The 25,746-nt window shown below is 48.4% G+C and carries 24 protein-coding genes and 1 tRNA gene; 9 read left to right on the top strand and 16 right to left on the bottom strand.

The genetic code is table 11. The features are described 5' to 3' along the window. Nucleotides 1-52: 52 nt before the first annotated feature. From Q8O77_RS00435 to seqA, 11 genes are all read right to left on the bottom strand, one after another. Nucleotides 53-1,621 carry a dihydrolipoyllysine-residue acetyltransferase gene (locus Q8O77_RS00435; protein WP_305550662.1) on the bottom strand — a complete coding sequence of 523 codons (1,569 nt, stop codon included), beginning with the start codon at nt 1,619-1,621 and terminating at the stop codon, nt 53-55. An 11-nt stretch (nt 1,622-1,632) separates the two neighbouring features. Then, entirely contained in the window at nt 1,633-2,610 is a 978-nt protein-coding gene (locus tag Q8O77_RS00430) for an alpha-ketoacid dehydrogenase subunit beta (RefSeq protein WP_305550661.1), read from the bottom strand. After that, the gene (locus tag Q8O77_RS00425) at nt 2,610-3,794 is read right to left on the bottom strand and encodes a thiamine pyrophosphate-dependent dehydrogenase E1 component subunit alpha (protein WP_305550660.1); all 1,185 of its coding nucleotides are present in this window, start codon (nt 3,792-3,794) and stop codon (nt 2,610-2,612) included. Before Q8O77_RS00425 ends, Q8O77_RS00430 begins: the two co-directional genes overlap by 1 nt. A gap of 292 nt (nt 3,795-4,086) precedes the next feature. After that, entirely contained in the window at nt 4,087-5,148 is a 1,062-nt protein-coding gene (gene astE, locus Q8O77_RS00420; protein WP_305550659.1) for a succinylglutamate desuccinylase, read from the bottom strand. A gap of 84 nt (nt 5,149-5,232) precedes the next feature. Continuing rightward, nucleotides 5,233-7,041 (bottom strand): GGDEF domain-containing protein, encoded by a 1,809-nt coding sequence (locus Q8O77_RS00415; protein WP_305550658.1) that lies wholly within the window; start codon nt 7,039-7,041, stop codon nt 5,233-5,235. Beyond that, nucleotides 7,004-7,279, bottom strand: a complete 276-nt coding sequence (locus Q8O77_RS00410; protein ID WP_305550656.1) for a hypothetical protein — start codon at nt 7,277-7,279, stop codon at nt 7,004-7,006. Before Q8O77_RS00410 ends, Q8O77_RS00415 begins: the two co-directional genes overlap by 38 nt. 47 nt (nt 7,280-7,326) lie before the next feature. Next, the gene (locus tag Q8O77_RS00405) at nt 7,327-7,845 is read right to left on the bottom strand and encodes a GNAT family N-acetyltransferase (RefSeq protein ID WP_305550654.1); all 519 of its coding nucleotides are present in this window, start codon (nt 7,843-7,845) and stop codon (nt 7,327-7,329) included. Between the two features lie 16 nt (nt 7,846-7,861). Continuing rightward, nucleotides 7,862-8,647, bottom strand: a complete 786-nt coding sequence (locus tag Q8O77_RS00400; RefSeq protein ID WP_305550652.1) for an SAM-dependent methyltransferase — start codon at nt 8,645-8,647, stop codon at nt 7,862-7,864. Between the two features lie 119 nt (nt 8,648-8,766). Further along, a complete protein-coding gene (locus Q8O77_RS00395; RefSeq protein WP_305550650.1) occupies nt 8,767-11,253 on the bottom strand; it encodes a glycogen/starch/alpha-glucan phosphorylase in 2,487 nt (828 codons plus the stop codon). Nucleotides 11,254-11,405: 152 nt separating this feature from the next. Beyond that, nucleotides 11,406-13,055 carry a phosphoglucomutase (alpha-D-glucose-1,6-bisphosphate-dependent) gene (gene pgm, locus Q8O77_RS00390; protein ID WP_305550647.1) on the bottom strand — a complete coding sequence of 550 codons (1,650 nt, stop codon included), beginning with the start codon at nt 13,053-13,055 and terminating at the stop codon, nt 11,406-11,408. An 11-nt stretch (nt 13,056-13,066) separates the two neighbouring features. Beyond that, a complete protein-coding gene (gene seqA / locus Q8O77_RS00385; RefSeq protein WP_305550645.1) occupies nt 13,067-13,573 on the bottom strand; it encodes a replication initiation negative regulator SeqA in 507 nt (168 codons plus the stop codon). Between the two features lie 107 nt (nt 13,574-13,680). On the opposite strand from seqA, the gene Q8O77_RS00380 reads away from it, so the two are divergent. The 4 genes from Q8O77_RS00380 (at nt 13,681) to fldA (ending at nt 15,549) form a co-directional block, all read left to right on the top strand. Then, nucleotides 13,681-14,454: an alpha/beta fold hydrolase gene (locus Q8O77_RS00380; protein WP_305550643.1), complete on the top strand. Its 774-nt coding sequence runs from the start codon at nt 13,681-13,683 to the stop codon at nt 14,452-14,454. A gap of 66 nt (nt 14,455-14,520) precedes the next feature. Further along, nucleotides 14,521-14,718 (top strand): DUF2788 domain-containing protein, encoded by a 198-nt coding sequence (locus Q8O77_RS00375; RefSeq protein ID WP_305550641.1) that lies wholly within the window; start codon nt 14,521-14,523, stop codon nt 14,716-14,718. 14 nt (nt 14,719-14,732) lie between these two features. After that, nucleotides 14,733-15,005, top strand: a complete 273-nt coding sequence (gene ybfE / locus Q8O77_RS00370) for a LexA regulated protein (protein WP_305550639.1) — start codon at nt 14,733-14,735, stop codon at nt 15,003-15,005. A gap of 13 nt (nt 15,006-15,018) precedes the next feature. Next, nucleotides 15,019-15,549 (top strand): flavodoxin FldA, encoded by a 531-nt coding sequence (gene fldA / locus Q8O77_RS00365; protein ID WP_305550637.1) that lies wholly within the window; start codon nt 15,019-15,021, stop codon nt 15,547-15,549. A gap of 62 nt (nt 15,550-15,611) precedes the next feature. Here fldA and Q8O77_RS00360 read toward each other — a convergent pair whose 3' ends face one another. Then, nucleotides 15,612-16,082 (bottom strand): DUF4442 domain-containing protein, encoded by a 471-nt coding sequence (locus Q8O77_RS00360; RefSeq protein WP_305550636.1) that lies wholly within the window; start codon nt 16,080-16,082, stop codon nt 15,612-15,614. A gap of 155 nt (nt 16,083-16,237) precedes the next feature. On the opposite strand from Q8O77_RS00360, the gene fur reads away from it, so the two are divergent. Beyond that, the gene (gene fur, locus Q8O77_RS00355; protein WP_305550635.1) at nt 16,238-16,678 is read left to right on the top strand and encodes a ferric iron uptake transcriptional regulator; all 441 of its coding nucleotides are present in this window, start codon (nt 16,238-16,240) and stop codon (nt 16,676-16,678) included. 58 nt (nt 16,679-16,736) lie between these two features. On the opposite strand, the gene Q8O77_RS00350 is transcribed toward fur, so the two are convergent. The 3 genes from Q8O77_RS00350 to Q8O77_RS00340 all read right to left on the bottom strand — a co-directional run bounded on the left by Q8O77_RS00350 (nt 16,737) and on the right by Q8O77_RS00340 (nt 19,030). Then, a complete protein-coding gene (locus tag Q8O77_RS00350) occupies nt 16,737-17,240 on the bottom strand; it encodes a GNAT family N-acetyltransferase (protein ID WP_305550633.1) in 504 nt (167 codons plus the stop codon). Between the two features lie 114 nt (nt 17,241-17,354). Further along, nucleotides 17,355-18,281, bottom strand: a complete 927-nt coding sequence (locus tag Q8O77_RS00345) for an electron transfer flavoprotein subunit alpha/FixB family protein (RefSeq protein ID WP_305550632.1) — start codon at nt 18,279-18,281, stop codon at nt 17,355-17,357. Continuing rightward, nucleotides 18,281-19,030, bottom strand: a complete 750-nt coding sequence (locus tag Q8O77_RS00340) for an electron transfer flavoprotein subunit beta/FixA family protein (RefSeq protein WP_305550631.1) — start codon at nt 19,028-19,030, stop codon at nt 18,281-18,283. Before Q8O77_RS00340 ends, Q8O77_RS00345 begins: the two co-directional genes overlap by 1 nt. 203 nt (nt 19,031-19,233) lie before the next feature. On the opposite strand from Q8O77_RS00340, the gene Q8O77_RS00335 reads away from it, so the two are divergent. The 4 genes from Q8O77_RS00335 (at nt 19,234) to Q8O77_RS00320 (ending at nt 25,609) form a co-directional block, all read left to right on the top strand. Next, on the top strand, nt 19,234-20,868 hold the full coding sequence (locus tag Q8O77_RS00335) for an electron transfer flavoprotein-ubiquinone oxidoreductase (protein ID WP_305550630.1): 1,635 nt from the start codon (nt 19,234-19,236) through the stop codon (nt 20,866-20,868). A 217-nt stretch (nt 20,869-21,085) separates the two neighbouring features. Further along, the gene (locus Q8O77_RS00330) at nt 21,086-23,266 is read left to right on the top strand and encodes a hypothetical protein (RefSeq protein WP_371133438.1); all 2,181 of its coding nucleotides are present in this window, start codon (nt 21,086-21,088) and stop codon (nt 23,264-23,266) included. A gap of 124 nt (nt 23,267-23,390) precedes the next feature. After that, on the top strand, nt 23,391-24,149 hold the full coding sequence (locus Q8O77_RS00325; RefSeq protein ID WP_305550629.1) for a pseudouridine synthase: 759 nt from the start codon (nt 23,391-23,393) through the stop codon (nt 24,147-24,149). A gap of 17 nt (nt 24,150-24,166) precedes the next feature. Then, entirely contained in the window at nt 24,167-25,609 is a 1,443-nt protein-coding gene (locus Q8O77_RS00320; RefSeq protein WP_305550628.1) for a DASS family sodium-coupled anion symporter, read from the top strand. A 50-nt stretch (nt 25,610-25,659) separates the two neighbouring features. On the opposite strand, the gene Q8O77_RS00315 is transcribed toward Q8O77_RS00320, so the two are convergent. Further along, nucleotides 25,660-25,735, bottom strand: a tRNA-Gly gene (locus Q8O77_RS00315). Nucleotides 25,736-25,746: the final 11 nt, after the last annotated feature.

The raw sequence follows: 25,746 nt of genomic DNA, 5'->3' as shown, positions 1-25,746 counted from the left end.
GAGTGGGTTTTAGCAGAAAGCGGCTTAGCTGCCAAGTACAAACTGTTGTCTGTCAGCGCATTGCTACCAGCATGGCTGAAGGTTGCTCCAGATACTGTTTCCACAGGTTGGTAAAGCGCGCTATGGTGCCACCATCTATAACCCGGTGATCGCCCGACCAGCTGATTTGCATCAGTTGGCGTGCTTCCACTTCACCTTTGGCGTTAAAGCGTGGCAAGGTTTGCACCTTACCCAGTGCTACTATCGCCAGTTCCGGCTTATTGATAATGGGCGTAGCAACAGTACCGCCAATGGCACCGATATTAGAGATACTGATAGTACCGCCTTTTAAATCAGCCGGGCTGACACGACCTTCACGGGCCTGCTCTGTTAAGCGGGTTAAGTCGTTAGCAATATCAATAATAGATTTACGCTGACAACCTTTGATATTCGGCACCAACAAACCAATTTTTGAATCTACTGCTATGCCGATATTGTGATCGTCAAAATAGGTCAGCTCAGTGCAGTCCTGATTCACTTTGGCATTCATAATCGGGAACTGATTAATCGCCAGCGACAAGGCCTTAATAAAAAACGGCATCATGGTCAGTTTGATGCCCTGTTTGGCGTATTGATCTTTTAAGCCGGCACGCAGTGCTATCAGTTCGGTTAAATCAATCTCTTCACAGTAGGTAAAATGCGGGATGGTTGAAACCGATTCCACCATTTGCCGCGCCATCGCCGCTTTAATGCCTTTAATCGGCTCGCTACGGCTACCTCCACTGGTTGTTGCAGCCGCAGAGGCTGTTACTGCATTGGTTGATACAGTCTGCGTCGGTGCAGTTTGTACTTTACCATCAGCAAAAGCACGTACATCGTCTTTGTATACGCGGCCTTTGTCACCGCTGCCCGGCACCTTGCTGATATCAATACTCAGCTCGCGGGCTAAACGACGTACTGCCGGGCTGGCAAGTGCTTTACCATTAGAGCTGACATTAGCGCTAACAGCGTCATTTTTTTGCTGTAGTGCACAGGCAGCTTTAGCCGGCGCAGCAGTTGCCGTTGCAGTAACAGCAGCTGCTTGCGGCGCTGATGCAAGGCCGGCGTGTTGCATAGCAAACAGCGGCGCATGCACTTTGGCAATCTCGCCCTTAGCGTAATACAGCTTAGTCACTTTACCTGAGTACTTGGCCGGAATTTGCACCAGCGCTTTGTCGGTCATCACATCGCATACCGGCTGATCTTCGGCAATATCATCGCCTTCTTTCACTAACCAGTCGACAATTTCACACTCTACTATACCTTCGCCAATATCCGGCAGGATAAAATCTTCGCTACCGGCAGAAGCTGCTACGGGCGCAGCAATAGCTTCCGGCTGCGCCACAATCGCAGTGTCATCAGTGCCGGCCACTTGCATTTCAAACAGCGGCGCATGCACTTTGGCGATATCACCTTTAGCGTAATACAGTTTACTTACCACGCCGTTATGCACCGCCGGAATTTGCACCAGGGCTTTGTCGGTCATCACATCGCATACCGGTTGATCTTCAGTGATGGAGTCACCTTCGGCAACCAGCCAGTCAACAATTTCACACTCAACTATACCTTCACCGATATCCGGCAGAATAAAATCTTTTTTCATTGCTGCCTCCGTTAAAAGTTAACTGAGCGTTTTATCGCTTCATAGGTTTTTAAATGATCCGCCACGTACTCTTTTTCCAGCGCCAGCGGGTATGGCGTGTCCATACCACAGACCCTTTCAATCGGGCTTTCCAGGTGCAGGAAGCACATCTTTTGTATGGTTGCGGCAATTTCACCGGCAAAACCGCCGGTTAACGGTGCTTCATGGTTAATAACCAGCCGGCCTGTTTTCTTCACAGATGCGGCGATAGTATCGGCATCCCACGGCAATATGCTGCGCAGATCTATTACTTCACAGGAAATGCCGTCTTTTTCGGCCATCTCAACCGCTTTTTGCACGATTTCCATCTGCGCGCCCCAAGCCAGTACGGTAATATCTTTACCCTGTTGTGTTACCTCGGCTTTGCCCAGTTCAATTTCGTAGTACTCTTCGGGTACTTCGCCGGTGGAGGCGCGGTACAGCTTTTTCGGTTCAAAGAAAATAACCGGATCCGGGCTGGCGATTGACGCCAGTAACAGGCCTTTGGCCTGATAGGGATCACGCGGGATCACCACTTTTAAACCCGGGGTATGAGCAAAATACGCCTCCGGTGACTGGCTGTGATAATGACCACCGGCAATACCGCCACCATACGGGCTTCTGAACACCAAACCACCGACATTAAATTCATTACCTGAGCGGTAGCGGAACTTGGCTGTCTCGTTAACAATCTGGTCAAAGGCCGGGAAGATATAATCGGCAAACTGAATTTCCGCCACCGGCTTCATGCCTTGTGCGGCCATACCGTTAGCAAAACCGGCAATGCCCTGCTCGGTTAATGGCGTATTAAAGCAGCGCGCTTTGCCGTATTTTTCCTGCAGTTTGCTGGTGGCACGAAACACACCGCCAAAGTGGCCTACGTCTTCACCAAAACACACTACGCTGTCGTCTTTGGCCATGGCTAAATCAAGCGCATTATTAATGGCCTGCAACATGTTCATTTTTGCCATTAGTCTAGTCTCCCCGCCGTTACCGGATACGCTTCCGGGTAATTACGGATATGCGCTTTTAATTCATCTAATTGTTGTTGTAATGCCGGTATCGGCTGTGCGTACACATCAGAAATAAGGTGTTCAATGCCGGGCTTGGCCACTTTTTCCGCCACTTTTAACGCATCGAGAATTTCGGTACGCAGCGCTTCAATAGTGGTTTTATCGTCGGCTTCGTTCAGCCAGCCTTTTTCTACCAGCCATAAACGGAAACGGGCGATAGGGTCGTTCTGACGCCACTTTTCTTCTTCTTCTTTTGAGCGATAGCCACTTGGATCATCCGATGAAGAATGCGCGCCCAAGCGATAAGCGATAGATTCAATCAACACCGGCTCGTTATGCTTAAGTGCATGGTCGCGTGCCATTTTAGTGGCCTGGTACACCGCTAAAATGTCAGCACCGTCTACCCGCAGCGCTTTCATACCGTAACCGACTGCGCGACAGGCAATACCATCGCCGACAAACTGCTCACTGGCCGGCGTTGAAATGGCATAGCCATTGTTGCGACAGAAGAAAATCACCGGCGCCTTGTGTACCGCAGCCATATTTAACCCGGCGTGGAAATCGCCTTCTGAGGCTGCACCTTCACCGAAGTAACAAATAGTGGTGTTAGCTAAACCGCGCAGCTTTTGTGCATAGGCATAACCACTGGCCTGCGGGATCTGTGTGCCCAGCGGTGACGAAATGGTCATATAGTAAATGTCTTTACTGCCGTAATGCACCGGCATCTGCCGGCCTTTACCCAAATCTTTCTCGTTTGAAAACAGCTGGTTCATAAACTGCTCCAGCGTAAAGCCACGATAACGCAGTGCACCCTGTTCGCGATACTGCGCCATGATCATATCTTGCTCTGCCAATGCTGCGGCGCTGCCTACCGTAGTAGCCTCTTCGCCTAAGCATTGCATATAGAAGCTGATGCGGCCCTGACGCTGAGCGGCCAACATGCGCTCGTCCAACACGCGGGTAAACACCATGGTATCGTACATTTTAATGGCGGTGGCTTTATCCAACTCCGGCGCTACCGCACCTTCGTACAGGCTGCCATCGTCACGTAAAATGCGTAGTGTAGGAATTTTTAACGCATCACCGGCGGTAAACTCCGCAGTGTGCACCGTGGTAATGGTGGCGTTATTTGGGTTAGTCATAGGGTGTCTCTTGTTTGTTATACGTGTCAGACAGCTGGCTGCCCCGCCAGCCCGGCCTTGGTATCAGGCTGGCGGAACTTAGCTTATACCGTCCAGTATAGCGGCTTTAACCGCTCTCCCCGTTTTGTGCCTGGCGTTAGCCGGCACCGGTGTGTTCTGATTATTATCGGCGGCAACTTTACCTTTACGTAAACTGCATTGCAACCGCCGGCCAGGTTTGCCCCGGCCGGCGGCACGAGCGACTGTCAGCTTAAATTTACTCTTTACAGCAGTTTACTGCGGTAATTGGCAGTTAAGCGATATTGTGCGCCACTGTAGTGGGCACCACCATCAGCATAGCGCGCTGGCCTATGGCCACTTTGGCATTGGGGAAAATAATGGCTTCGCCTTCACGCTCTACTCTGTACTCAATATCACCGTCTGTCGCCAGTAAGGTGCCTTGCGGATAAGCAGTAAAATTTTCTACATCATCGGCAAAGTGCAGTTTAAATTCCTGCGTTTGCTTATTGATCGCGCGATACACCTGATACAGCTGAAATTGCTGCTCATCAAAATGTACTGTGCTCACCGCTGCTTCGCTAACCAGCTGGCGCAACGCAGCACGTGCTTTGGCAAAACGTTGCATATCGTTCTGGCCAAACGGCTGCACCTTGCCCAGCTCAATGGTAAAGGCATCGGCGCCATGGCTGTTAGACGCGTAGTAACTAAAGGTAGACGCCGGCGTTTGCATTAACAGCACTGTCGTGACATCACAGGCCTGTAAAAACTCAAACTCGGCCTTTTGCCACGGCTTATTATGCAAGAACGGATACACAGCAAATTTTTCAAACCGCGAGCCGCGAATAGCGGTGTGTAAGTCATACAAATAACGGTTACGCGGCACCAAATTGGTTACGCGTACTTCTTGATAGAAACGGCTGACATAGTCTTCCAACGCCTTGGCCCGCTTGCGCTCAGCGTTAATCAGGCCCGCCCCCAGGCTATGGTGACCGGAAAACAGCCGGTTCAGGTTTTCGGTAATTTCGCGCGTACCGGCATTCATCGCGGCAGGGTTGCCAAACAGCACTAACAAGCGGTGTTTAAGTTGAAGCTGGCCGGTTAGCAGGTCTTTTACCAGCTCCGCGCAAATTTCTATCGGCGCCGTTTCATTGCCGTGCACGCCACAAGATAACACTATATCTTTTTGGCTCAACTGCGCTGGTGTAAAACAGATAACGCCAGTGTCCCAAATAGCAACTGAGGTGCCATCTGCCAGATTAAATTGCGCCGGTGCCAAGCCATCAGGATTGGTAAGAGTAAGCTTGAAAAAGTCACCGTGTTGTAGCAGTTGCTCTTGTAATAATGATTGCGCCATGCGCCAGCTCCCTGTTGTCGGATTGGCGCAGATTCTACCCCGGTTCAGCTGTGCAACAAACCCCGCAGCAGCTATACCGTGCAGCTAGGCTGAAAAAGCCATTACCTGGTCACGGCCAGCTTCTTTAGCACTGTACATGGCGTTATCAGCATCGGCTAACAACTGCTTGAGCTGATAACCGGAAGTATCAGAGCCGCACACACCGAAGCTGGCGCTAAGCGGGAATTGTTTACCGCAGTCTGTACTATCAATACCGGCAATCGCATCGCGGCAAATTTCAGCCAGCAATACCGCTTTATCGGTTTGGCAGCCCGGCAGTACCACGGCAAACTCTTCCCCACCGATACGGCCAAATACGTCATTATTGCGCATAAAGTTACGACAGGTTTTCACCACTTGCTGTAAGGCCCAGTCACCCGCAGCATGGCCGTGCAGGTCATTAATATTTTTAAAGTAATCTAAGTCGAACAGTATTACTGCCACCGGCTTGGCGTTCTTTTCACAGTATTCCAGCGCTACTTTGGCCTGGTTGTTAAAGTGGTACCGGTTACTGATCCCCGTTAGCTGGTCGTACTCGGCAATTTTCTTAAAGCGTTTACGCCCGGACATGCCGCGATAGGCCAGAAAAGACGCCAACACTAATACCGACAGCAGAACAATGGTAATCAACCGGTTCTGCTTCAATTCCTGCTCGTACAGATCTTTTTGCAAAGACAACAGTTCATTATCTTTATCCAGCAAGGCAATGCGCTGGTTCTTAATTAATATCTCACCTCTGGAAATATGGAATGCTATCTGCTGTGCTCTGTTGTCATTCATAATAGCACTTTCAATATCTCTTAACTTTTCAGCGTACAGTAAAGCATCCTTTAAGCGTCCAGCATTCTTTGCTGATTTGTATAACGCTCTGTATGCAGAAAGTACCGCAGGATCATTACGATTTTGAGATATCATTGCCAAAGCGTCATTAGCGAGCTTGAAAGCTTCGTTATCATTCCCTAACTGAGAATATGCTTCTGACGTTGCGGCATTAAAACCAGAAATAAGAATAGGGTACTTTGTTTCCAAAATAGCTGAATGATATTTCTGATAAATTTCGATAACTTCATCAGCCTTATTACGCTCCAACAAATAGAACATCCGGTCCCTCAACGCCAGATAATAAAATGTCGTTTCTTTCGCTGCTGAGCAAATTTCTGTTACCTGTTTGAATTTATCTTCATATGCATCAAAGTTTTTCTGCTTATAAATTCCGGTCAATTTAAAAATAGTTAACCTGCAACGAAGCAGCTCATTGGACACGTTCCCAAGAGCATCATCAACCAGCTTGTTTACAATATCAAATCGTTCAATCTTACTGTAGAGCAACGCAACAGGACCAATTAACTGATACTGCAACATTTCGTCCTGTACGTTTGGTAGCGCCATAAGTAGCGCTTCACTTTTTTCAAATGCGTCAAGGTATCTAAAACTAATGAAATCAATATTTACTTCCAGGCTTCTTGCTCTAAGTGTAATAACATCATCATCTTTAGATTGATTAGAGCCAACAATATCTCTGACGACGAGTAACGCATCCTCCAAATTACCGTTAAAAACCAAATCATACGCAATCAGCAAATCCAGATAACGCTTTTCATAGTCAGAGTATTGTTGTTCTTTATTCTGCAGTAATTTATGCAATGCAGTGCTAAATTCGCCGCGACTCTGCAGTCGTAACTCATCTACAGCAGTCAACTGCTGCAGGTTAAATGGACTAGCTGACAAACCAAAGCAAAAAGAAAAAGAAAAAGTGAGGGCAAAAAGTGCCCCCACAGTAATTAGCGAAAAAGAACGACACATAAATGCCTGAAAATTAAAAGTTAGAAACCTTGGTTTCGTTCCCATTTTCATCTGGTTCTTCTTCAGAGGGTTCTGGCTCCTGTTCAGCCGGAACCACCACATAACAAATGATTTTATGCCGCGTATCCAATAATTGTTCCAACTCAGCGACGTTACCTTCCTGTAAAGCCAGGCGCACAGCATCTGTCAGTTGGCTATCATTAACCATTTCGCTCAACTGCTCTGCTGACAGGCTTTTTAATTGAGCATCCTTTCCCAGGCGCTCCAAAAAATTAATCACATTCTTCATATTTATCCTTAATTTCAAGATTTTTTGGTTTAACCTACTGTATCACTTTATGCCGTGTTAACAACATAATAATACAGCTGTTGATTATTTTCGGCCGGTTTATAACCTATATTTACTGCTGATGTAATCGCAGCAACATTCCGCGGATCTATATACTTTTCAATAATTTTTACACCATTAACAGCCACTAATCTATTGGTCAGCGCCATGCTTAAACGTCGTCCCAAACCTAATCTCTGGTATTGAGGCAACAGCATTCGCCCTATCTCGACTATTCCTGTAGCACGTTCAATTTTATTAATAGCTGCAATGCCAATCTCTGTGTTGTTATGTTCAACAACCAGATACAAACGGGTGAAAAGTTCGTCATTATTTATGCTTGTCGCAAGATGAAAACTTGTATGCGCTTTTCTGTCGGGAAAAGGCTCACTAATAAATTTCATGACCGCGGCATCACTAAACAGCTGACAAAACAGCGCTTCATCAATCGATGTCAGAAGCCGGAATGACAACTCATCACTGCTAAACTGAAAGTAATCTGCGTTAACAGTTTTAATGGAAAGCATCACCAAATCCTCTGCATTAATCAGCGGAGCTGAGTAAACCGAGCTTATCCAGCACAACTTGGTTTGCAACCATCTTCGCTGCCGGCGGCACAATTAACGTCGTTTTACCACTGTAGCTTGCTGTCGGCAGCTCGCTGATTGTCAGATACTTAAACATGGCTCTTTCGATGGGTAAACAAGCTGCTTCGTACAAAATCACTTCATGTTCAGCCGGATAATGCTCCGTTAATAACTCAACAAGAATTTGCCGGTACGCGGAATCGGTAGAGTGTTTTGCCAGCGATCTGTCGCCCGCTACACCTACCTGCCATAAAATCAGGTAAGCAGCAGTATCAATATTGCGTTTATAAAACATAAACTGGCTGGTTTCGTAGTGCTGACAGCCGTAGGTGCCGGGATCGATACCTAAATCAGCATACAGGCAATCTTCTGCTGAAATACCAGGTTCCATATGGGCGTTGTAACCCAACTCACGCGCTTGCTTAATAGCATTGTGCGGTACCCAGGCAAATACGCCGGGGTGGCCGTAAAAGGCCCCGACTACTTTTTTGCCGGCGCTCACTTCAGCCAACATCGTCGCGACCATCTCACGGTAGGTGATCATCCGCGATTTACCTTCCAGATAGTACGGCTGCAATGAGCGCACATCGGCGTTCATCTGCTCTATCCATTGCTCGGTAATACCATCGGCCACCAACACAAATACTACGTCGGCCTGTTCGATATAACTGCGGGAGAGCGGGCTTATATGAGAACCTAATGTCATGCCGGTGCCGACACAAACTAAACTACCTGACTGCAAAATACGTCCTTGCTGTTTTTCTTTGCACTATAAGGTTTTTTCCGCCTGCCTGACAAGAGGAGCTTACACCTTGTTGAGAAAAGTAAAAAGCCTGTCATTGACAGGCTTTTTTTACGACGTTAGTTGCGTTTTACAGCACATTTCTCCAGATGCCATACGCGGCTGACATAGTCTTCAATCGAGCGGTCAGAGGTAAACTTACCTACCAAAGCAGTATTGAGCATGGCTTTCTTTGCCCAGCCGGCTTTGTCGCGGTACCACTGATCAACTTTTTCCTGCGCTTTAACATAGGTTTCAAAGTCTGCCAGTACCAGATAAGGATCACCGCCTTCGAGCAGGCTGCGCTTAATTGCGGCCAGCTCACCGGGTTTGCCGGGAGTAAAGTAATCTGTTTCCAGCCAGTCCAGAATGGCTTTAATCTCCGGATTAGCATAGTAGTAATCCATGCTGTTGTAGCCGTTGGCATGCAGTGCTTTTACTTCATCTACCGTTAAACCGAAGATAGCAATATTGTCTTCACCCACCTCTTCAGCTATTTCGATATTAGCACCGTCCAGGGTACCAACCGTAATAGCGCCGTTTAATGCCAGCTTCATGTTGCCGGTACCGGACGCTTCTTTACCGGCAGTAGAAATTTGCTCGGAGACATCCGCTGCCGGGATCATTTTCTCCGCCAGGGTCACGCGGTAGTTCGGCATAAACACCACTTTAATACGGTTTTTAATCCGCTTATCGTGGTTAATTTTATCGGCTATCTTGTTGATAGCGTAGATAATCTCTTTTGCCAACTTATAGCCTGGCGCTGCCTTGGCGCCAAACAGAAACACCCGCGGTACCATGTCGTAATCCGGTTCCTGCAAAATACGGCGGTATAAGGCAAGGATATGCAGCAGGTTCAGGTGCTGGCGTTTGTATTCGTGCAGGCGTTTAATCTGAATATCAAAGATTGCATGCGGATCAATGTCGATATTGGTCAGCTTTTTCACTACTGTGGCCAATTCCGCTTTATTTTGCTGCTTAATCGCCATAAAGGCATCCTGCACAGCAGCATCATCAGCAAAAGCAGCAAACTTAGATAATTGCTTCAGATCGGTGGGCCAAGCCGTGCCGATCTTTTCATCCAGCAGCTTAGCCAGCTTCGGGTTACAGGCTTTTAACCAGCGTCGTGGCGTCACACCATTGGTCACGTTGGTAAATTTGTCCGGCCACAGTGCCACCATTTCTGGGAACAAATCGGACTTAACCAGTTGTGAGTGGATTTCGGCCACGCCATTAACACGGAACGACCCCACCACAGATAAGTGGCCCATGCGCACCATAGGATCGTGGCCATCTTCAATAATCGACAGTTTACGCTTTTTGTCGTTATCACCGGGCCACAACACATCCACCTGCTCAACAAGGAAGCGGCGGTTAATCTCGTAAATAATTTCCAGGTGACGCGGCAGTACTTTTTCAAATAACCGCACGGCCCATTTCTCTAACGCCTCGGGTAACAAGGTATGGTTGGTATAAGCAAACACCTGCTGACATAAAGCCCATGCCTGATCCCACTGCATTTCAGCGCGATCAACTAAAATACGCATCAGCTCGGGTATGGCAACCGCCGGGTGAGTATCATTCAGTTGGATCACCACCTGGTTGGCAAACTCGCTCCAGTCATCGCCGTGGCTACGTTTATAGCGGCGGATAATGTCTTTTAACGAACATGAGACAAAGAAGTATTGCTGAATTAAGCGCAGCTCTTTCCCGGCGTCGGTTTCGTCGTTCGGGTACAGTACTTTGGAAATGGTTTCGGCTTCGATATTTTCGCGCGCCGAGTCAATATAACCACCGGAGTTAAATACGTCCCAGTTAAAGAAATCACTGGCCCGGCTCTCCCACAAGCGCAGCACATTTACTGAGCTGCCGTTGTAACCCACTACCGGAATATCCCATGGCACACCTTTAATGATACGGCCAGGGTGCCAAACCTTTTTCATCTTGCCCTGCAGGTCGTATACAGTCTCGACATAGCCATACACCGAGATTTCCTGCACCGATTCCGGCCGGCAAATCTCCCACGGGTTACCATATTCACGCCAGCTGTCCGGTCGCTCAATTTGGCGGCCATCCTGGAAGCTCTGGCGGAATAAGCCATGTTCATAATGAATACCATAGCCAATTGCCGGGTAGTTTAACGTGGCCAGCGAGTCGATAAAGCAAGCGGCTAAACGGCCCAAACCGCCGTTACCCAGTGCCATATCTTCTTCTTGATCTTCCAGGTCAGCGATATTCATGCCCAGCTCACTCAGGGCTTGCTTAGCCTGGCTGTATAAGCCCAGGTTATGCAGGTTATTGCTGAACAAGCGGCCCATCAAATACTCAAGGCTGAAATAGTGTAAGGCGCGGGTGTTTTGCTCATAATGCGTGCGCTGGGTATTGCGCAGGCCATCAAACACCTGCTCGTTTACTGCTGCGCATGTCGCGCTCCACCACGCTTGGGGGCTGGCTTTATTTACGTCCGTACCGAGGGTTGAATGCAGGTGGCGGATGATTTGTTCTTTCAGCTGTTCGGTATTAATTTGCGTAATACCGCTGCCGGCAGTTGAGGTATGTGTTTTCATTACAAATCCTGATAGTTTGCTGCCTGTGATAGTCACATAATACTGCTAAGTGTAAAATTATTACAAAAAAATACCCTACTACAGCGTTTCAGGCAAAATTAAAGGCCATGAATGTAATTTAATTACACAGTGAATCATAGCCTTTGAGCTCGTTAAATCTGACTGAATACGTATTCAACGAACGCTTTGGCGTCATGCTCTAACTGCAGCAGATGCGCCTGATCAACAAAACTTTCCAGATAAATTTTATAGGCATTCTCGGTGCCGGACGGCCTTGCAGCAAACCAACCATTGCGGGTTACCACTTTTACGCCGCCGATATCGGCATTGTTGCCGGGCGCCCTGGTCATCACCGCGACAATATCATCCCCGGCCAGACTGGTTTGCTGCACGCTGCTGACATCGAGCTTTTTCAACGCTGCTTTTTGCTCCGGGCTGGCCGGTGCATCTAAGCGCCGGTACAGTGGCGAGCCTAACTCTTTGGTTAATGCCTGATACTGCTGGTAGGGATCAACGCCGGTTTTCGCCAGCATTTCTGCCGCCAGTAAGCCGAGAATAAAACCGTCTTTATCGGTTGACCAGGCACTGCCATCAAAGCGCAGGAAACTGGCGCCGGCGCTCTCTTCGCCGCCAAACGCCACTGTGCCTTTGTGTAACCCGTCAACAAACCATTTAAACCCAACCGGCACTTCCAGCAGGTTACGGCCACGTGCTGCCACCACACGGTCAATCAAAGCACTGGACACCAGGGTTTTACCAATCGACAGCTGTTCAGACCAATCCGGCCGGTTCGCCAGTAAATAGTTAATAGCCACTGCCAAATAATGATTCGGGTTCATCAGGCCGCCGCTGCGGGTCACAATGCCGTGGCGATCAAAATCCGGGTCGTTACCAATGGCGATATCAAACTGGTCTTTTAACTGAATAAGGTTAGCCATGGCATAAGCAGACGAGCAATCCATGCGGATTTGGCCGTCTTTATCCAGCGGCATAAAAGCAAATGCCGGATCGACTTTATCGTTAACTACGGTAATGTTAAGCCCGTAACGCTCGGCAATACGTGGCCAAAATGCGATGCCTGAGCCGCCTAACGGATCTACACCAATACGGATACCGGCTTTAGCAATGGCGGCCATGTCGATAACATTTTCCAGATCATCAACATAGTGCTGAATATAATCAATATGCTGGCAATAACCGGATTGCAGCGCCAGCGCATAAGGCATCATTTTTACACCGTCGAGATCTTTGGCCAGTAACTCATTGGCGCGCTGCTCTATCCAGTTAGTCACATCGGTATCAGCCGGGCCGCCGTGTGGCGGGTTGTACTTGATGCCGCCGTCCTGCGGCGGATTGTGCGATGGCGTAATAACAATACCGTCAGCCAGTTGGCCGGTTGCGTCTTTGTTTTGCGTTAAAATGGCATGCGAAATTACCGGCGTGGGCGTGTAACCCAGATCTTTTTGTATACATACCTGAATTTTATTCGCGATCAGCACTTCCAATGCGCTTGCAAACGCCGCTTCTGATAAGGCGTGGGTGTCTTTGCCCAAAAAAAGCGGCCCGGTAATGCCGTTCTTTTTACGGTAGTCGGCAACAGCCTGGCAAATCGCTAACACATGCGGCTCGTTAAACGAGCAGTTCAGTGCACTGCCCCGATGCCCTGAGGTACCAAAGCTGACTTTGTGATCGGCATGCGTATGCACATCGGGTTCCAATACATAATAAGCGGTCATCAACCGGCTGATATTCGGAATTAACGATGTGGGCACCTGTTGCCCGGCCAGCGGGTGTAAAGCCATAACTTTTCCTTTTATAACAAATCGCGAATACGCTCTGCATCCTGTTCACTATAGCCGAGTTTAATTGCTGTCTCGGTAAGCATCATTTTTTTGCGTGTGGTGTTTGAATTGGTAATCACCCAAAAGCCGGTATTCGGGATTGGCTTAGGGTTAGTGCTGCTGCCGGCTTCAGATAACTCCTCTGCGGTACGGCCAAAATACAAGCGATTACGGCCTTTAATATCCAACACCTTGTCAAACTGCTTTTTATGCGCTCTGGCCAGGGTAGACAAAATAAACAAAAAGCGGCCGACAACACTCGATTCCGCCTGTAAATCTTGCTTGTTTATTAAGTCAAAAATATTACTGTTTAGCACCACCTCTGGCGCTGCAGCAACCGGCTCTGCCGGCAGCACTACCTTAGCTTCGGCATCACCGAGCAACAAGCGGCGTAATATTTCCGAAGCGCTTTCGCCGATTTTTTGAGTCTGGCCGGCAATGTACTGATACAGCTCGTCATCTATTTCGATGGTTTTCATATATTTATTCCGCACGCTAAAAGTGGCATCATTATATAAAGCCTTATCGGCTGACGCCAGCGGCATGATGCGCAAGGCGCCGGCACTTGTTAACCGGATGCATTTTTATGCTTTTACATACCCACAGCAGTGGTCAGCAAGACAGTAACACGGTGCCGGTGGTACTGATACACGGCCTGTTTGGCAGTTACGAGAATTTGGGCGTTATCGAGCGCAGCTTAAGCGAGCAATATCGGGTGCTTAATGTTGACGTGCGCAATCATGGCCGATCCGGCCACACTGAGAAAATGAACTACGCGTTGATGGCAGAGGATTTGGCACAAACGCTGGATCAGCTGAATATTCCTGTCGCGGTGTTATTAGGCCATTCGATGGGCGGTAAACTGGCCATGGCCTTTGCATTGCAATACCCGCAGCGGGTGAGCAAACTTATTCTGGCCGATATTGCACCGGTAGCTTATCCGCCCCGGCACAACAGTATTTTTGCCGGCTTAACTGCTGTTGATTTAGCCGGCATCAGCAGCCGTGCGGATGCTGACAAACAGCTGGCGCAACATATCAGCGAGCCCGGTGTACGGCAATTTTTGCTAAAAAGTTTGGTAAAAGAAGATGATAGCTTTCACTGGCGCTTTAACCTGGCGGCGTTACAGGCGAACTATGCGGCACTGGTAGACGCGCCGCTGACAGAGGGCAGCTATGATGGCCCGACACTGTTTATTAAGGGCGGTGATTCCGATTACATACTGCCAGAGCACAAAGCGCGCATTATGCAATTATTCCCACAGGCGCAGGCAAAAATTATTCAGGGTACCGGCCATTGGCTGCATGCTGAAAAACCCGCAGCTTTTACCAAGCTGGTACAGGACTTTTTATTGAGCTAACGCACTAATTTTTTGCCGAAGTTATGCTATAGTGCGCGCACTTTTTTGCAGGTCAGGTAAAACAGGATGTCTTTAGAGCAATACGAGGCTATCGGTTTATGGCTTGGGCTGGGTATTCTGTACCTGTTTATTGTAATGGCAATACGTGATGTGCTGAAGAAAAGTAACGCGCCGAAGCTGGGGCAGTTTTTTGTCTGGCTGGTGCTGTTTCTGTCGCCGGCGGTATTTATTATCAAAAGCGTAGTGCCCTATTTTATCGAGTAGTAAGGTTAGGGTTAATGGCGAAGATAGCCACTGATCGCACCACGATTGATTTATTTGCTCAGGAAAAGCGCCCCGGCCGGCCGAAAACCAATCCGCTGCCACGGGAAGAACAGCTGAAACTAAACAAGCGTAATCAAATCAAACGTGATCGCAGTAAAGGTTTAAAACGCATTGAATTTAAAGTGTCTGACCAGCTGTACGCAGCGCTGAGTCAGCAGGCCGACCAGGCCGACATGACACGCAGTGCGTATATCGAACATATTTTGACACAAGCGTTAACCAGGTAAGAAGGTTAGATTAATGGCAACTGTAGGCATTTTTTTCGGTAGCGATACCGGTAACACTGAACATATCGCCAAGATGATCCAGAAAGAACTGGGCAAACACTTGTTCGACGTGCGTGATATCGCCAAAAGCAGCAAAGAAGATATTGCCGGCTTTGATTTACTGTTACTGGGTATTCCAACCTGGTATTACGGCGAAGCACAGTGCGACTGGGATGATTTCTTCCCCGAGCTGGACAATATCGACTTCAGCAACAAGCTGGTGGCTATATTCGGCTGTGGCGATCAGGAGGATTACGCAGAGTACTTCCTTGATGCTATGGGCACACTACGCGATATTATTGAGCCTAAAGGCGCTATTATCGTCGGCCATTGGCCAACGGCCGGATACAATTTTGTTGCCTCCAAAGCACTGGCAGACGATAACCACTTTATTGGTTTGGGCATCGACGAAGATCGTCAGCCCGAGCTTACCGCGCAGCGGGTAAAACAGTGGTGCAAACAGATTTATGACGAAATGAGCTTAAAAGAGTTTGAAGCGTTATAACGCTGATAAAAACAAAAAACCGGCGGAGATGCCGGTTTTTTTCTGCCTGGTGTTTATCGCCGTTAACCCGGCCGGTATTTGGCTTTTTTACGCACATATACCGTGCGGTTTACCTCGGCCACTATCTGATTTTGGCTGTCTTTAATGTGCACTAAAAACTGCGGAAAGTGTTTTTCTCCGCTGTCTGTCGCCGCTTTAATTTGCTCAACCGTATCGTCTGACAACCAAAACTCAGCCGTCAGTTTGCCTTTGCCAGGGGTAATAAAATCAATATCAGCTTGTTTGTCCCACACCAGATACTCTTTGCCCAGCGCGCCCATCAACATCAGCGGATATATCGGATCAGTCATGGCAAACATGCTGCCGCCAAACTGGGTGTTATTAATATTACGTGTCCAGGGCCGCGATTTCAGCTCAACACGACAATAGCGGTAGTCGTTAGCTAACTCCGCCACTTTTATGCCCGGAAATAAAAATGGCGGCCAAAAGTTGAGTAAGTGCCGCATCACAGCGGGGTTAAATGCCCATTTCATAAATTCACTCTGGTATGACCTGTTTAGCGCTATTGTACTTTGCTGATTGTGCAGCACAAGCCCCACCCCGGCAATAAGAAGCCGTTTTTACCATTTCATTCCTGGCATAATGTCTTTATAATCTTTTGCATAGATAAGCCAGAGTTAGAGTTTTTATGTCAGATCACAACAGCGAGTTACGTAAAGCAGGCCTCAAAGTTACCCTACCACGGGTAAAAATTTTAGAGATCCTGCAAGATCCGAATAATCAGCACATCAGTGCAGAAGACGTATACAAGCTGCTGCTGGAGATCGGCGAAGATATTGGCTTGGCCACAGTTTACCGCGTATTAAACCAATTCGATGACGCCGGTATTTTAACCCGTCACCATTTTGAAGGCGGCAAATCGGTATTTGAACTGACCGGTGGCAGCCACCACGACCATCTGGTGTGTTTAAAATGCGGTAAGGTAATCGAATTTGAAGACGACGTGATAGAAGCCAAACAGCTGGAAATCGCGGAGCAAAACGGCATTAAGTTAACGCATCACAGTTTATACCTGTATGGCGAGTGTACCGACACCGTACAGTGTAAGAAAAACAGCGAAATGAATTAATCTTGTTTTGCTGAAACCGGCACCTGAGGGTGCCGTTTTTGTTTGGGGCGCCTTGCGGCTAAGCCCCTGCTATACCGGTATTAATCCGCGCCATACTCAGCGCACTAACGTAATTACCGTACTGAAACGCAAAGTCACTCAGCTCGGCTTCTACTTCAAAACCAAAACGCTCATACAAGGCGATAGCCGTTTCGTTGCTGCTGTATACTGTCAGCTCCACCCGACGGATATTCAACCAGTTATCGGCCATTTCCAGCGCGGCACGCAACAAAGCAGAGCCTATACCGCGGCCCTGAAAGTCTTCCGACACGCCCATACCCAGCTCAGCCACATGGCGCCGGCGCGGGTTCTGACACACCTGTAACCCCAGCTGCCCCACCACTTTACCTTCAGTTTCCGCCACCAGGTTATAAAAACCGGCGCCTGCATTATACAGCCGTTGCCAGTTTGCTACCGGCTGATACGGCAGTTGCAGCGTATTAGCGTACACAGTGGGTTGATCATAAATCGCTTTAATAGCATCAATGTCAGCAGGTTCGGCATGACGGATCACAGCAGGCATAATGGCGTCCTTTACAGTATGAGGAGATTATCTTAATGTGGTTTCGTTCAGCTCAACAAGAGCCTGAACGCAAAAAGCCGGCACAATGCCGGCCTTTTCTGACATTGCTCCGGTTTACAGTTGCTGCTCGAGCTCCGGCAGCACAGTAAACAAGTCCGCCACCAGGCCGTAATCGGCGATCTGGAAGATCGGCGCTTCGGCATCTTTATTAATTGCCACTATCACTTTAGAGTCTTTCATGCCGGCTAAATGCTGAATTGCACCGGAAATACCCACGGCGATGTACAGCTCCGGTGCCACTATTTTACCGGTTTGGCCAACCTGCATATCGTTTGGTACAAAGCCGGCGTCTACCGCAGCACGTGAGGCACCGATAGCCGCACCTAACTTGTCGGCAATACCGTTTAACAGCGCAAAGTTCTCACCGTTTTGCATACCGCGGCCACCGGAAATTACCACCCGCGCTGCCGTTAACTCCGGCCGCTCCGATTTGGTCAGCTCAGCCCCGACAAAGCGTGATACACCGGCATCTTTAACTACAGCTATTGCTTCAACCGGAGCATTATTACCGGTTTCTGCCGCCCGAAATGCCGCCGGGCGCACTGTCAGCACTTTAATACTGTCGGCAGATTGCACGGTAGCAATGGCATTACCGGCATAAATTGGCCGCACAAAGGTATCGGCGCTTTCAACAGCAATAACATCAGAGATTTGAGCCACATCCAACAGCGCCGCTACACGTGGCAAAAAGTTTTTGCCGGTGGTGGTGGCCGCCGCCAAAATATGGCTGTAGTCTTTGCCCAGCTCTGTCACTAAAGCGGCAACGTTTTCTGCCAACTGATGCTCGTAAGCGGCATTGTCAGCCACTAACACTTTAGTTACTCCGGCAATAGTGGCGGCTTCATCTGCAGCGGTGCCGCAGTTCAAACCGGCTACCAATACGCTGATATCAGCGCCAATGGCCGTGGCAGCCTGCACCACTTTATGCGTTTCACCTTTCAGGCTTTGGTTGTTATGCTCTGCAATAATTAAAATCGCCATTAGATCACCTTCGCTTCATGCTTTAATTTGTCTACCAGCTCTGCCACAGACTCTACTTTAACACCACCCTGACGCATGGCTGGCGCGGCAACTTTCAGCAGCTTGACATTAGATTGCAGGTTTACACCGAAGCTGTCTGCGGCTTTCACATCCAATGGTTTCTTTTTGGCTTTCATAATATTGGGCAACGAGGCATAACGCGGCTCGTTTAAGCGTAAATCGGTAGACACCACCGCCGGCAATGTCAGCTCAACGGTTTGCAGACCACCGTCAACTTCACGGGTAACCTGTACTTTGCCATCTGCCAGTACCACTTTAGACGCAAAAGTACCCTGCCCCATGCCGGTTAACGCTGCCAGCATCTGGCCTGTTTGGTTATTATCAGAGTCAATGGCTTGCTTGCCCAAGATGACCAAACCGGGTTGTTCATCCGCCACTACTTTTGCCAGCAACTTAGCCACTTGCAGTGAATCCGGATTTAAATCCGTTTCGATATGCAAAGCACGGTCGGCGCCTAATGCCAAAGCCGTGCGCAGTTGCTCTTGTACTGCGGCAGTGCCGATAGATACTACTACCACTTCTGTCGCGCTGCCGGCTTCTTTTAACCGCACCGCTTCTTCTATCGCGATTTCGCAAAACGGATTCAACGCCATCTTGACGTTTGCCAGGTCTACGCCTGACTGATCAGCTTTTACCCGTACTTTTACGTTGTAATCAATAACCCGTTTTACCGGCACCAATATTTTCATAAATTCCTCGTTCTTTCCCCTGCAACAAACTGACAGATTTCGCTACAGGTTTACGTTAAGGTAAAGCTACAATGGTTTAGTTTGCCACAATCTACTTACTGTTGACGTTAACGTCAACCTGCAATACCCTAAACGGCATGATAAAAGCAGCCTAAGCTGTAAATAATAAACTCCAAGAGGTCAGTACTGTGCAAAGAGAATCAATGGAATTCGATGTCGTGATAGTAGGTGCCGGTCCTGCAGGACTGTCGACCGCCATCAGATTGATGCAACAGGCCAAAGCTGCGGCAAAAGAACTGACTGTATGTGTCGTGGAAAAAGGCTCAGAAGTGGGCGCACATATTTTATCCGGCGCCGTTTTTGAACCCAGGGCATTAAACGAATTGCTGCCGGATTGGCAGCAGTTGGGCGCACCGGTGACGACCCCGGTTACTCATGACGATATTTACCTGCTTAAAGACGCTGAGAAAGCCAGCAAATTGCCGGGCTTCTTAGTGCCTAAAACCATGCACAACAGTGGTAACTATGTGGTATCGGTGGCCAATTTGTGTCGCTGGATGGCACAACAAGCAGAGCAACTGGGCGTGGAGATTTTCCCGGGCTTTGCGGCCAGTGAAGTATTAATAGAAGAGGATATCGTTACCGGTATTCTGATTGGCGATATGGGCCTGGATAAACACGGCCAGCCGAAAGACAGCTTTGTGCCGGGGATGGAACTGCGCGCTAAATACACTGTGTTTGCCGAAGGTTGCCGCGGCCACTTGGGCAAACAGCTGATTAAACATTTTGCTCTGGATGCCGGTAAATCGCCGCAGCACTATGCGCTGGGCTTTAAAGAAATTTGGGATGTGTCGGCGGCTAAACACCACGCCGGTTTAGTGGTTCACTCGGCTGGCTGGCCACTTACCGGTGATACCAACGGCGGCGGCTATTTGTATCATGCTGAAAACCAACAAATTGTAGTCGGGTTAATTGTCGACCTGAACTACAGCAACCCTTATTTGAACCCGTTTGAAGAATTTCAACGTTATAAGCAGCACCCGGTGATCAGTCAATACCTCAACGGTGGTAAGCGCATAAGTTACGGTGCCCGCGCCATTGCCAAAGGTGGCCTGAACAGCCTGCCGAAAATGAGCTTCAACGGTGGCCTGCTGGTGGGCTGTGATGCCGGCACCCTGAACTTTGCCAAAATTAAAGGCAACCACACGGCGATGAAATCCGGCATGCTGGCCGCCGAAACGCTGTTTAACGCCCTTACGCAAGACGATAACGGCGGTAAAGACTTAACCGCTTTTGCTGATGCCATTAAAGCCAGTTGGTTGTATGAAGAATTGTACTGCTCACGTAACTTTGGCCCGGCAATGCACAAATTCGGCACCTTTTGGGGCGGCGCTTTTAATACCCTGGAGCAAAATTGGTTTGGCGGTAAGCTGCCTTTTACCCTCAAAGATGACACACATGATTATGCCCAACTTAAACCGACCGCTGAAGCCGAAGCAATTCACTATGCCAAACCGGATAATGTGTTGAGCTTTGACCGTTTATCTTCGGTCTATTTGTCCAATACCAACCATGAAGAAGAGCAACCCTGCCATTTAAAACTGGCTGACAGCAGTATTCCTGTAGCAGTGAATTTAGTGAAATATGCCGAACCGGCGCAGCGTTATTGCCCGGCCGGTGTGTATGAGATTATTCAGGACGATAATAATCAGCCGAAATTTCAAATCAATGCGCAAAACTGCATTCACTGCAAAACCTGTGATATTAAAGATCCGGCGCAAAATATTACCTGGGTAACCCCGGAAGGCGCCGGCGGCCCGAACTACCCCAATATGTAAAGCTGCTTGCGGCGCACCGTATCAGTATCAGGCTTTTACCGTGCGCCGCTTTAATAAGCTATTGTTTTAACAAATCTTCCGTATTGTATCTTTTCAGCACAAATCACATCATTTTTAGCGCTTTCGTTGGCTTAATTTTAAACAACTACTACTTTTAATACTGACCGTAATTTTTATTACCAGCAGTAAAGCCTCGCCAGAGACAGGAAGTAGCATGATGAATATCAAAACAAAAACAGACCAAAGCGCACAAGATGATGTGGTTATTGTTAAAACCGCTGCGAAAAAAACGCCGCTTCCACCAGTAGCGCCGTCTTTTGCCAGCGATCGCTATATGTATTTTACGGAACGCGATATCAACAAAATTCTGACTAATCTGGATGCTCTGCGCAGCAGTGTGTTTCCGGTATCGAACCCGGATAATGAAATTCAAAGCCGTAAGCAGCAACATTTTCCGTCAGTATGCTTAATTGGTCTGGGTCGCTGCGGCTCTAACATTGCGCTGGATGTCGCCTCTTTGGTATACAACGCGCGTAACTTCTATTTGAGTGAATTTAACAACGAAGAAAAACAAACCCGCGAGCAGGAATACCGGCCGATGCGCTGGATTAAACGCAGCCTGCATTTATCTAACTCGCAAACCGTAAAACCGGTGTTTTTAATTGAACCACTGGTGATGCTCGGTGACTTGGATAAAGATATTGAAGGTCGCATTCGCTTTTCGCATAAAGGTGAAAAAAGCGGTTTTCTGCATGATTACACCAAGATGAAAATTATGGACTTATCTGAAGTGCATGCCGGTGGTGCCGGTAATGCGCCTATTTTAGGTCAGTATCTGGCAAAGATTATTCTCAATAAAGACACACAACGCTTTGCCAATGCCGATTGGAAGCATATTCACTCTTATCTGATTGATTCTTGCGGCATTAAAGCCAACCAATCACGGCTGTATTTCTATATTTTCAGTGCCGGCGGCGGTACCGGCTCAGGTATGGCGTCAGAGTTTGGTTTGGCCCAGCAGTATGCTTATATGAGCAAAACCTTCGATACCCGCACTATGGGCGAAGATGAAGAAAACCGTGGCCACTCTTTTGTGTTTGAGCCCATTTTTACCAGTGGTATTTGTATTTTGCCGAACATTTCCGACCACGGCGTGGAAATGTCTGAAGCGTTGCATATCAATGCCGGCCGGCTGTTGTGTAAGTATTTGGCTGAAGAGTGGGATTTCTCCTACAACTTCGACAATGAAGACAGTAGTGAGTCCAGTGTAATGCACCGCATCCGGCCCTGGAATGCCATGATGCTGATCTCTAACGATATTATGCGCTATGCCGAAGAAACCGATGACGGCGGTATTCAGCATATCGATGTCAATGCCATGGAAAAATACGCCAACCAGTATATTTCGCAGCAGATCTTCAACATTTTAACCGCCCAGGCAGTTACCACCGACTACGATGAAAACTACTTCCGCCGCGCCGGTATCGATATCGGCGAGACCATCCGCTTAGACGCCAACGACTTGTTTATGAGCCTGGCAGGACCGGTAGCCGTAGCGTATGCCGAGTCTGTGGTACCAGGCGACAGCAGCGCAGAAAAACTGAAGTTATTTGATAAAGCGGGCGGTGGTCTGAATATTGATGATTTATTTTTCCGCTCTATCGACTTACCGCACTTTAACAAAGTAACCCAAGCCATTGAGGGTATCAGCTTGCTGCCGATTGAGTCCGGCCGCTATCGCGAGACCCTGAGCAGCTATGTGAAAAACGGCTATAACGCCGCAGAGCTCAAAGATCTGCATTTCTTTAAAAACTGCTCTTCTGTGGTGTCTATTGTCTCGCTGCCAAAAGACTATAAGTTGTCGTATATGGATTTAAACCGGTTAAAATCGCACTTAAATTCGTTGTTCCCTAACACGACATTAAAACGCTATGCCCTGGTTATCGGCGCCTCAGCTAATATTTCACTCACCACACTAATCGTGAAAAGCCCGTGTTTAAGTGACGATTTTCTTACCTTGATTGTCGCTTTTATCAAACGCTGTTTTGCTAAAGACAATTACCGCTTTGATGAGCAGTTGGATAAGGCGATGCTGGAGTTTATCCGTGCTAATGACTTTGACGAAGCCGCGCTGGACAATATGCTGCATGAGTTTGAAAACCCGGCAAAAATTCTCGATACCAACTGGTATGCCATCAAGCCGATGTACGAGAAGAAATACCGCGAACTTATTCATAATAAAGATAAGTTTGTCTCTATCAACGATATACGCTTAAGCCGCGACAGTGTAAAAAAAGCCATAAAATACCTGCGCGAGATTTACCGGCATAAAATCAGCAAAACTAAGGTTATCTCACTTAACCCGCAACAAACTAAAAAAACCGAACCGAAAGACTAACAACAGTTTCCGGTTAAAAAAGGCCTGGCAAATGTCAGGCCTTTTGCTTTAACGCGGTAGCGCAAAAGCGCTTAAGCCCCTACACTATCGCCACTATTTAATTGCACCGGAAAGCATCGTTTTTATGTCTGACGCCACCCTGTACCGCTTAAACAAATTTATCAGTGACACCGGCTTTTGTTCACGGCGTGAGGCCGACAAGTTTATCGAAAATGGCCAGGTTATTGTCAATGGCACTGTCGCGCCGGTAGGTCTGAAAGTCAGTGAGGGCGATCAGGTGCTGATTGACGGTAAGCCGTTAAAAGCTAAACCAAAGCGGGTGTATCTGGCGTACAACAAGCCGGTGGGCATTACCTGTACTACCGAGCGGCATATTCACGGTAATATTATCGATGCCATTCGCTATCCGGAACGGATATTTCCGATCGGCCGGCTGGATAAACCGTCAGAGGGGCTGATATTTCTGACTAATGACGGTGATATCGTGAATAAAATACTGCGCGCCGGTAATGCCCATGACAAAGAGTATGTGGTAACAGTCAATAAACCGATCACTGAGCGTTTTATCCAGCAAATGAGCCGTGGCGTACCCATCCTTGATACGGTCACCCTGCCCTGTACCGTACAACAGCGCTCGAAACAGAGCTTTTCTATTATCCTGACCCAGGGCTTAAACCGGCAAATCCGCCGGATGTGCGAATACCTTGGCTATGATGTGCAAACATTGAAACGCACCCGCATTATGCATATTCGGGTCGCCGGGTTAAAACCCGGTCAATGGCGGCTGTTAGATGATATTGAAATACGCATGCTCGAAGCGCAACTATTGACCTCCAGCAAAACCGCGGACGGCGCAGCAGCTAATAATAGCTTTGATGATTAACACCACAAGGACCCGGTATGCCTTTTCAGTTTAAATTGCCTTACTATATTACGCTGCTGGCCGGTCCTTTATTGTTTTTACTCACGCTGCTAAGCCCGCCCTGGTTTACCGGCATGTCTGCCAATGCCTGGTTAATTACCGGGCTCACCGGCTGGATGGCACTGTGGTGGATCACCGAGCCGGTGCCTATTCCGGTTACCGCCTTGCTGCCGATTATAATAGTCCCCTTGCTTAGCCTGGACAGCATTGGCAATGTTACTGCGCCTTATGCACATCCACTGATTTTCCTGTTTCTCGGCGGCTTCGTGCTGTCAATTGCGATGGAGCGCTGGAACCTGCACAAACGTATTGCGCTAATGACCATGCTGCTTGTGGGCAGTAAACCCAGCCAGCAAATTGCCGGCATTATGCTGGTGACGGCCTTTTTGTCGATGTGGATGTCTAACACCGCCACCGCCGTGATGATGTTGCCGATTGGTTTATCCATTATTGCTATGCAACAGGAGCAAGGTGTCAGTAACGATAATTTTGCCAAAGCCATTTTGCTGTCTATCGCTTATGCTGCCAGTATCGGCGGTATTGCGACGTTAATCGGTACACCACCCAATGCATTACTGGCGGCTTATCTGGAGCGCAGTTATCAACTGCAACTAAGCTTCAGCGACTGGATGCTGTTTGGTGTGCCACTGTCAGTAAGCTTGTTGTTGGTGTGCTGGTTTTGGCTGACAAAGGTTCACTTCAGACTGGATAATATACCTGCGGTAGACAGCCGCACGCTGTACCGGAAAAAACTTACCGCACTGGGTGCTATGCACACTGCAGAAAAGCTGGTGCTGGCGGTATTTATGTTGGCAGCATTTTGCTGGGTTTTTCGTGGCCCGCTAAGCAGCCTCAGTGGTATCAAGCTGGATGACACCCTTATCGCAGTGTTTGCCGCCACCTTGCTGTTTGTACTACCGGTATCACTGCGCTCAGGCCAACGTATTTTACAATGGGAAGATTGCCAAAAATTGCCCTGGGGTGTGTTGTTGCTGTTTGGCGGCGGGCTAACCCTGGCCACGCAAATAGATAATTCCGGTTTATCCGGCTACATTGCCGGCCAAATTGGCCAGCTTGGCAGTATCAATCTGGTGTTGTTAATTGTGCTGGTAACTACAGTGATTATTTTTCTTACCGAGATCACCAGCAACACAGCCACTGCTGCGGCTTTCTTGCCGCTACTGGGACCGGTCGCGGTATCATTGGACACCTCTGCAGCCATGTTGGTGATCCCGGCAGCTGTGGCTGCCAGCTGCGCCTTTATGATGCCGGTCGCCACGCCGCCCAATGCCATAGTGTTTGCTTCAGGCAAGCTAAAGATTATCGATATGGTAAAAGCCGGTTTAGTGCTTAATATCGCCGCCATTTTCTTTATCACCCTGGCAGTACTAACTTTAGCGCAGTATATCTTTGATTTTTAACGGATAGCAGAAACGAAAAACGCAGCCAACAGGCTGCGTTTTATCGTATTTGGAGCGAGTAACGAGGTTCGAACTCGTGACCTCGACCTTGGCAAGGTCGCGCTCTACCAGCTGAGCTATACTCGCGAAAATCTGGT

It is taken from the genome of Rheinheimera sp., assembly GCF_030690345.1.
GTDB lineage: Bacteria > Pseudomonadota > Gammaproteobacteria > Enterobacterales > Alteromonadaceae > Alishewanella.
This window is presented reverse-complemented; position numbering and strand designations above follow the sequence as displayed.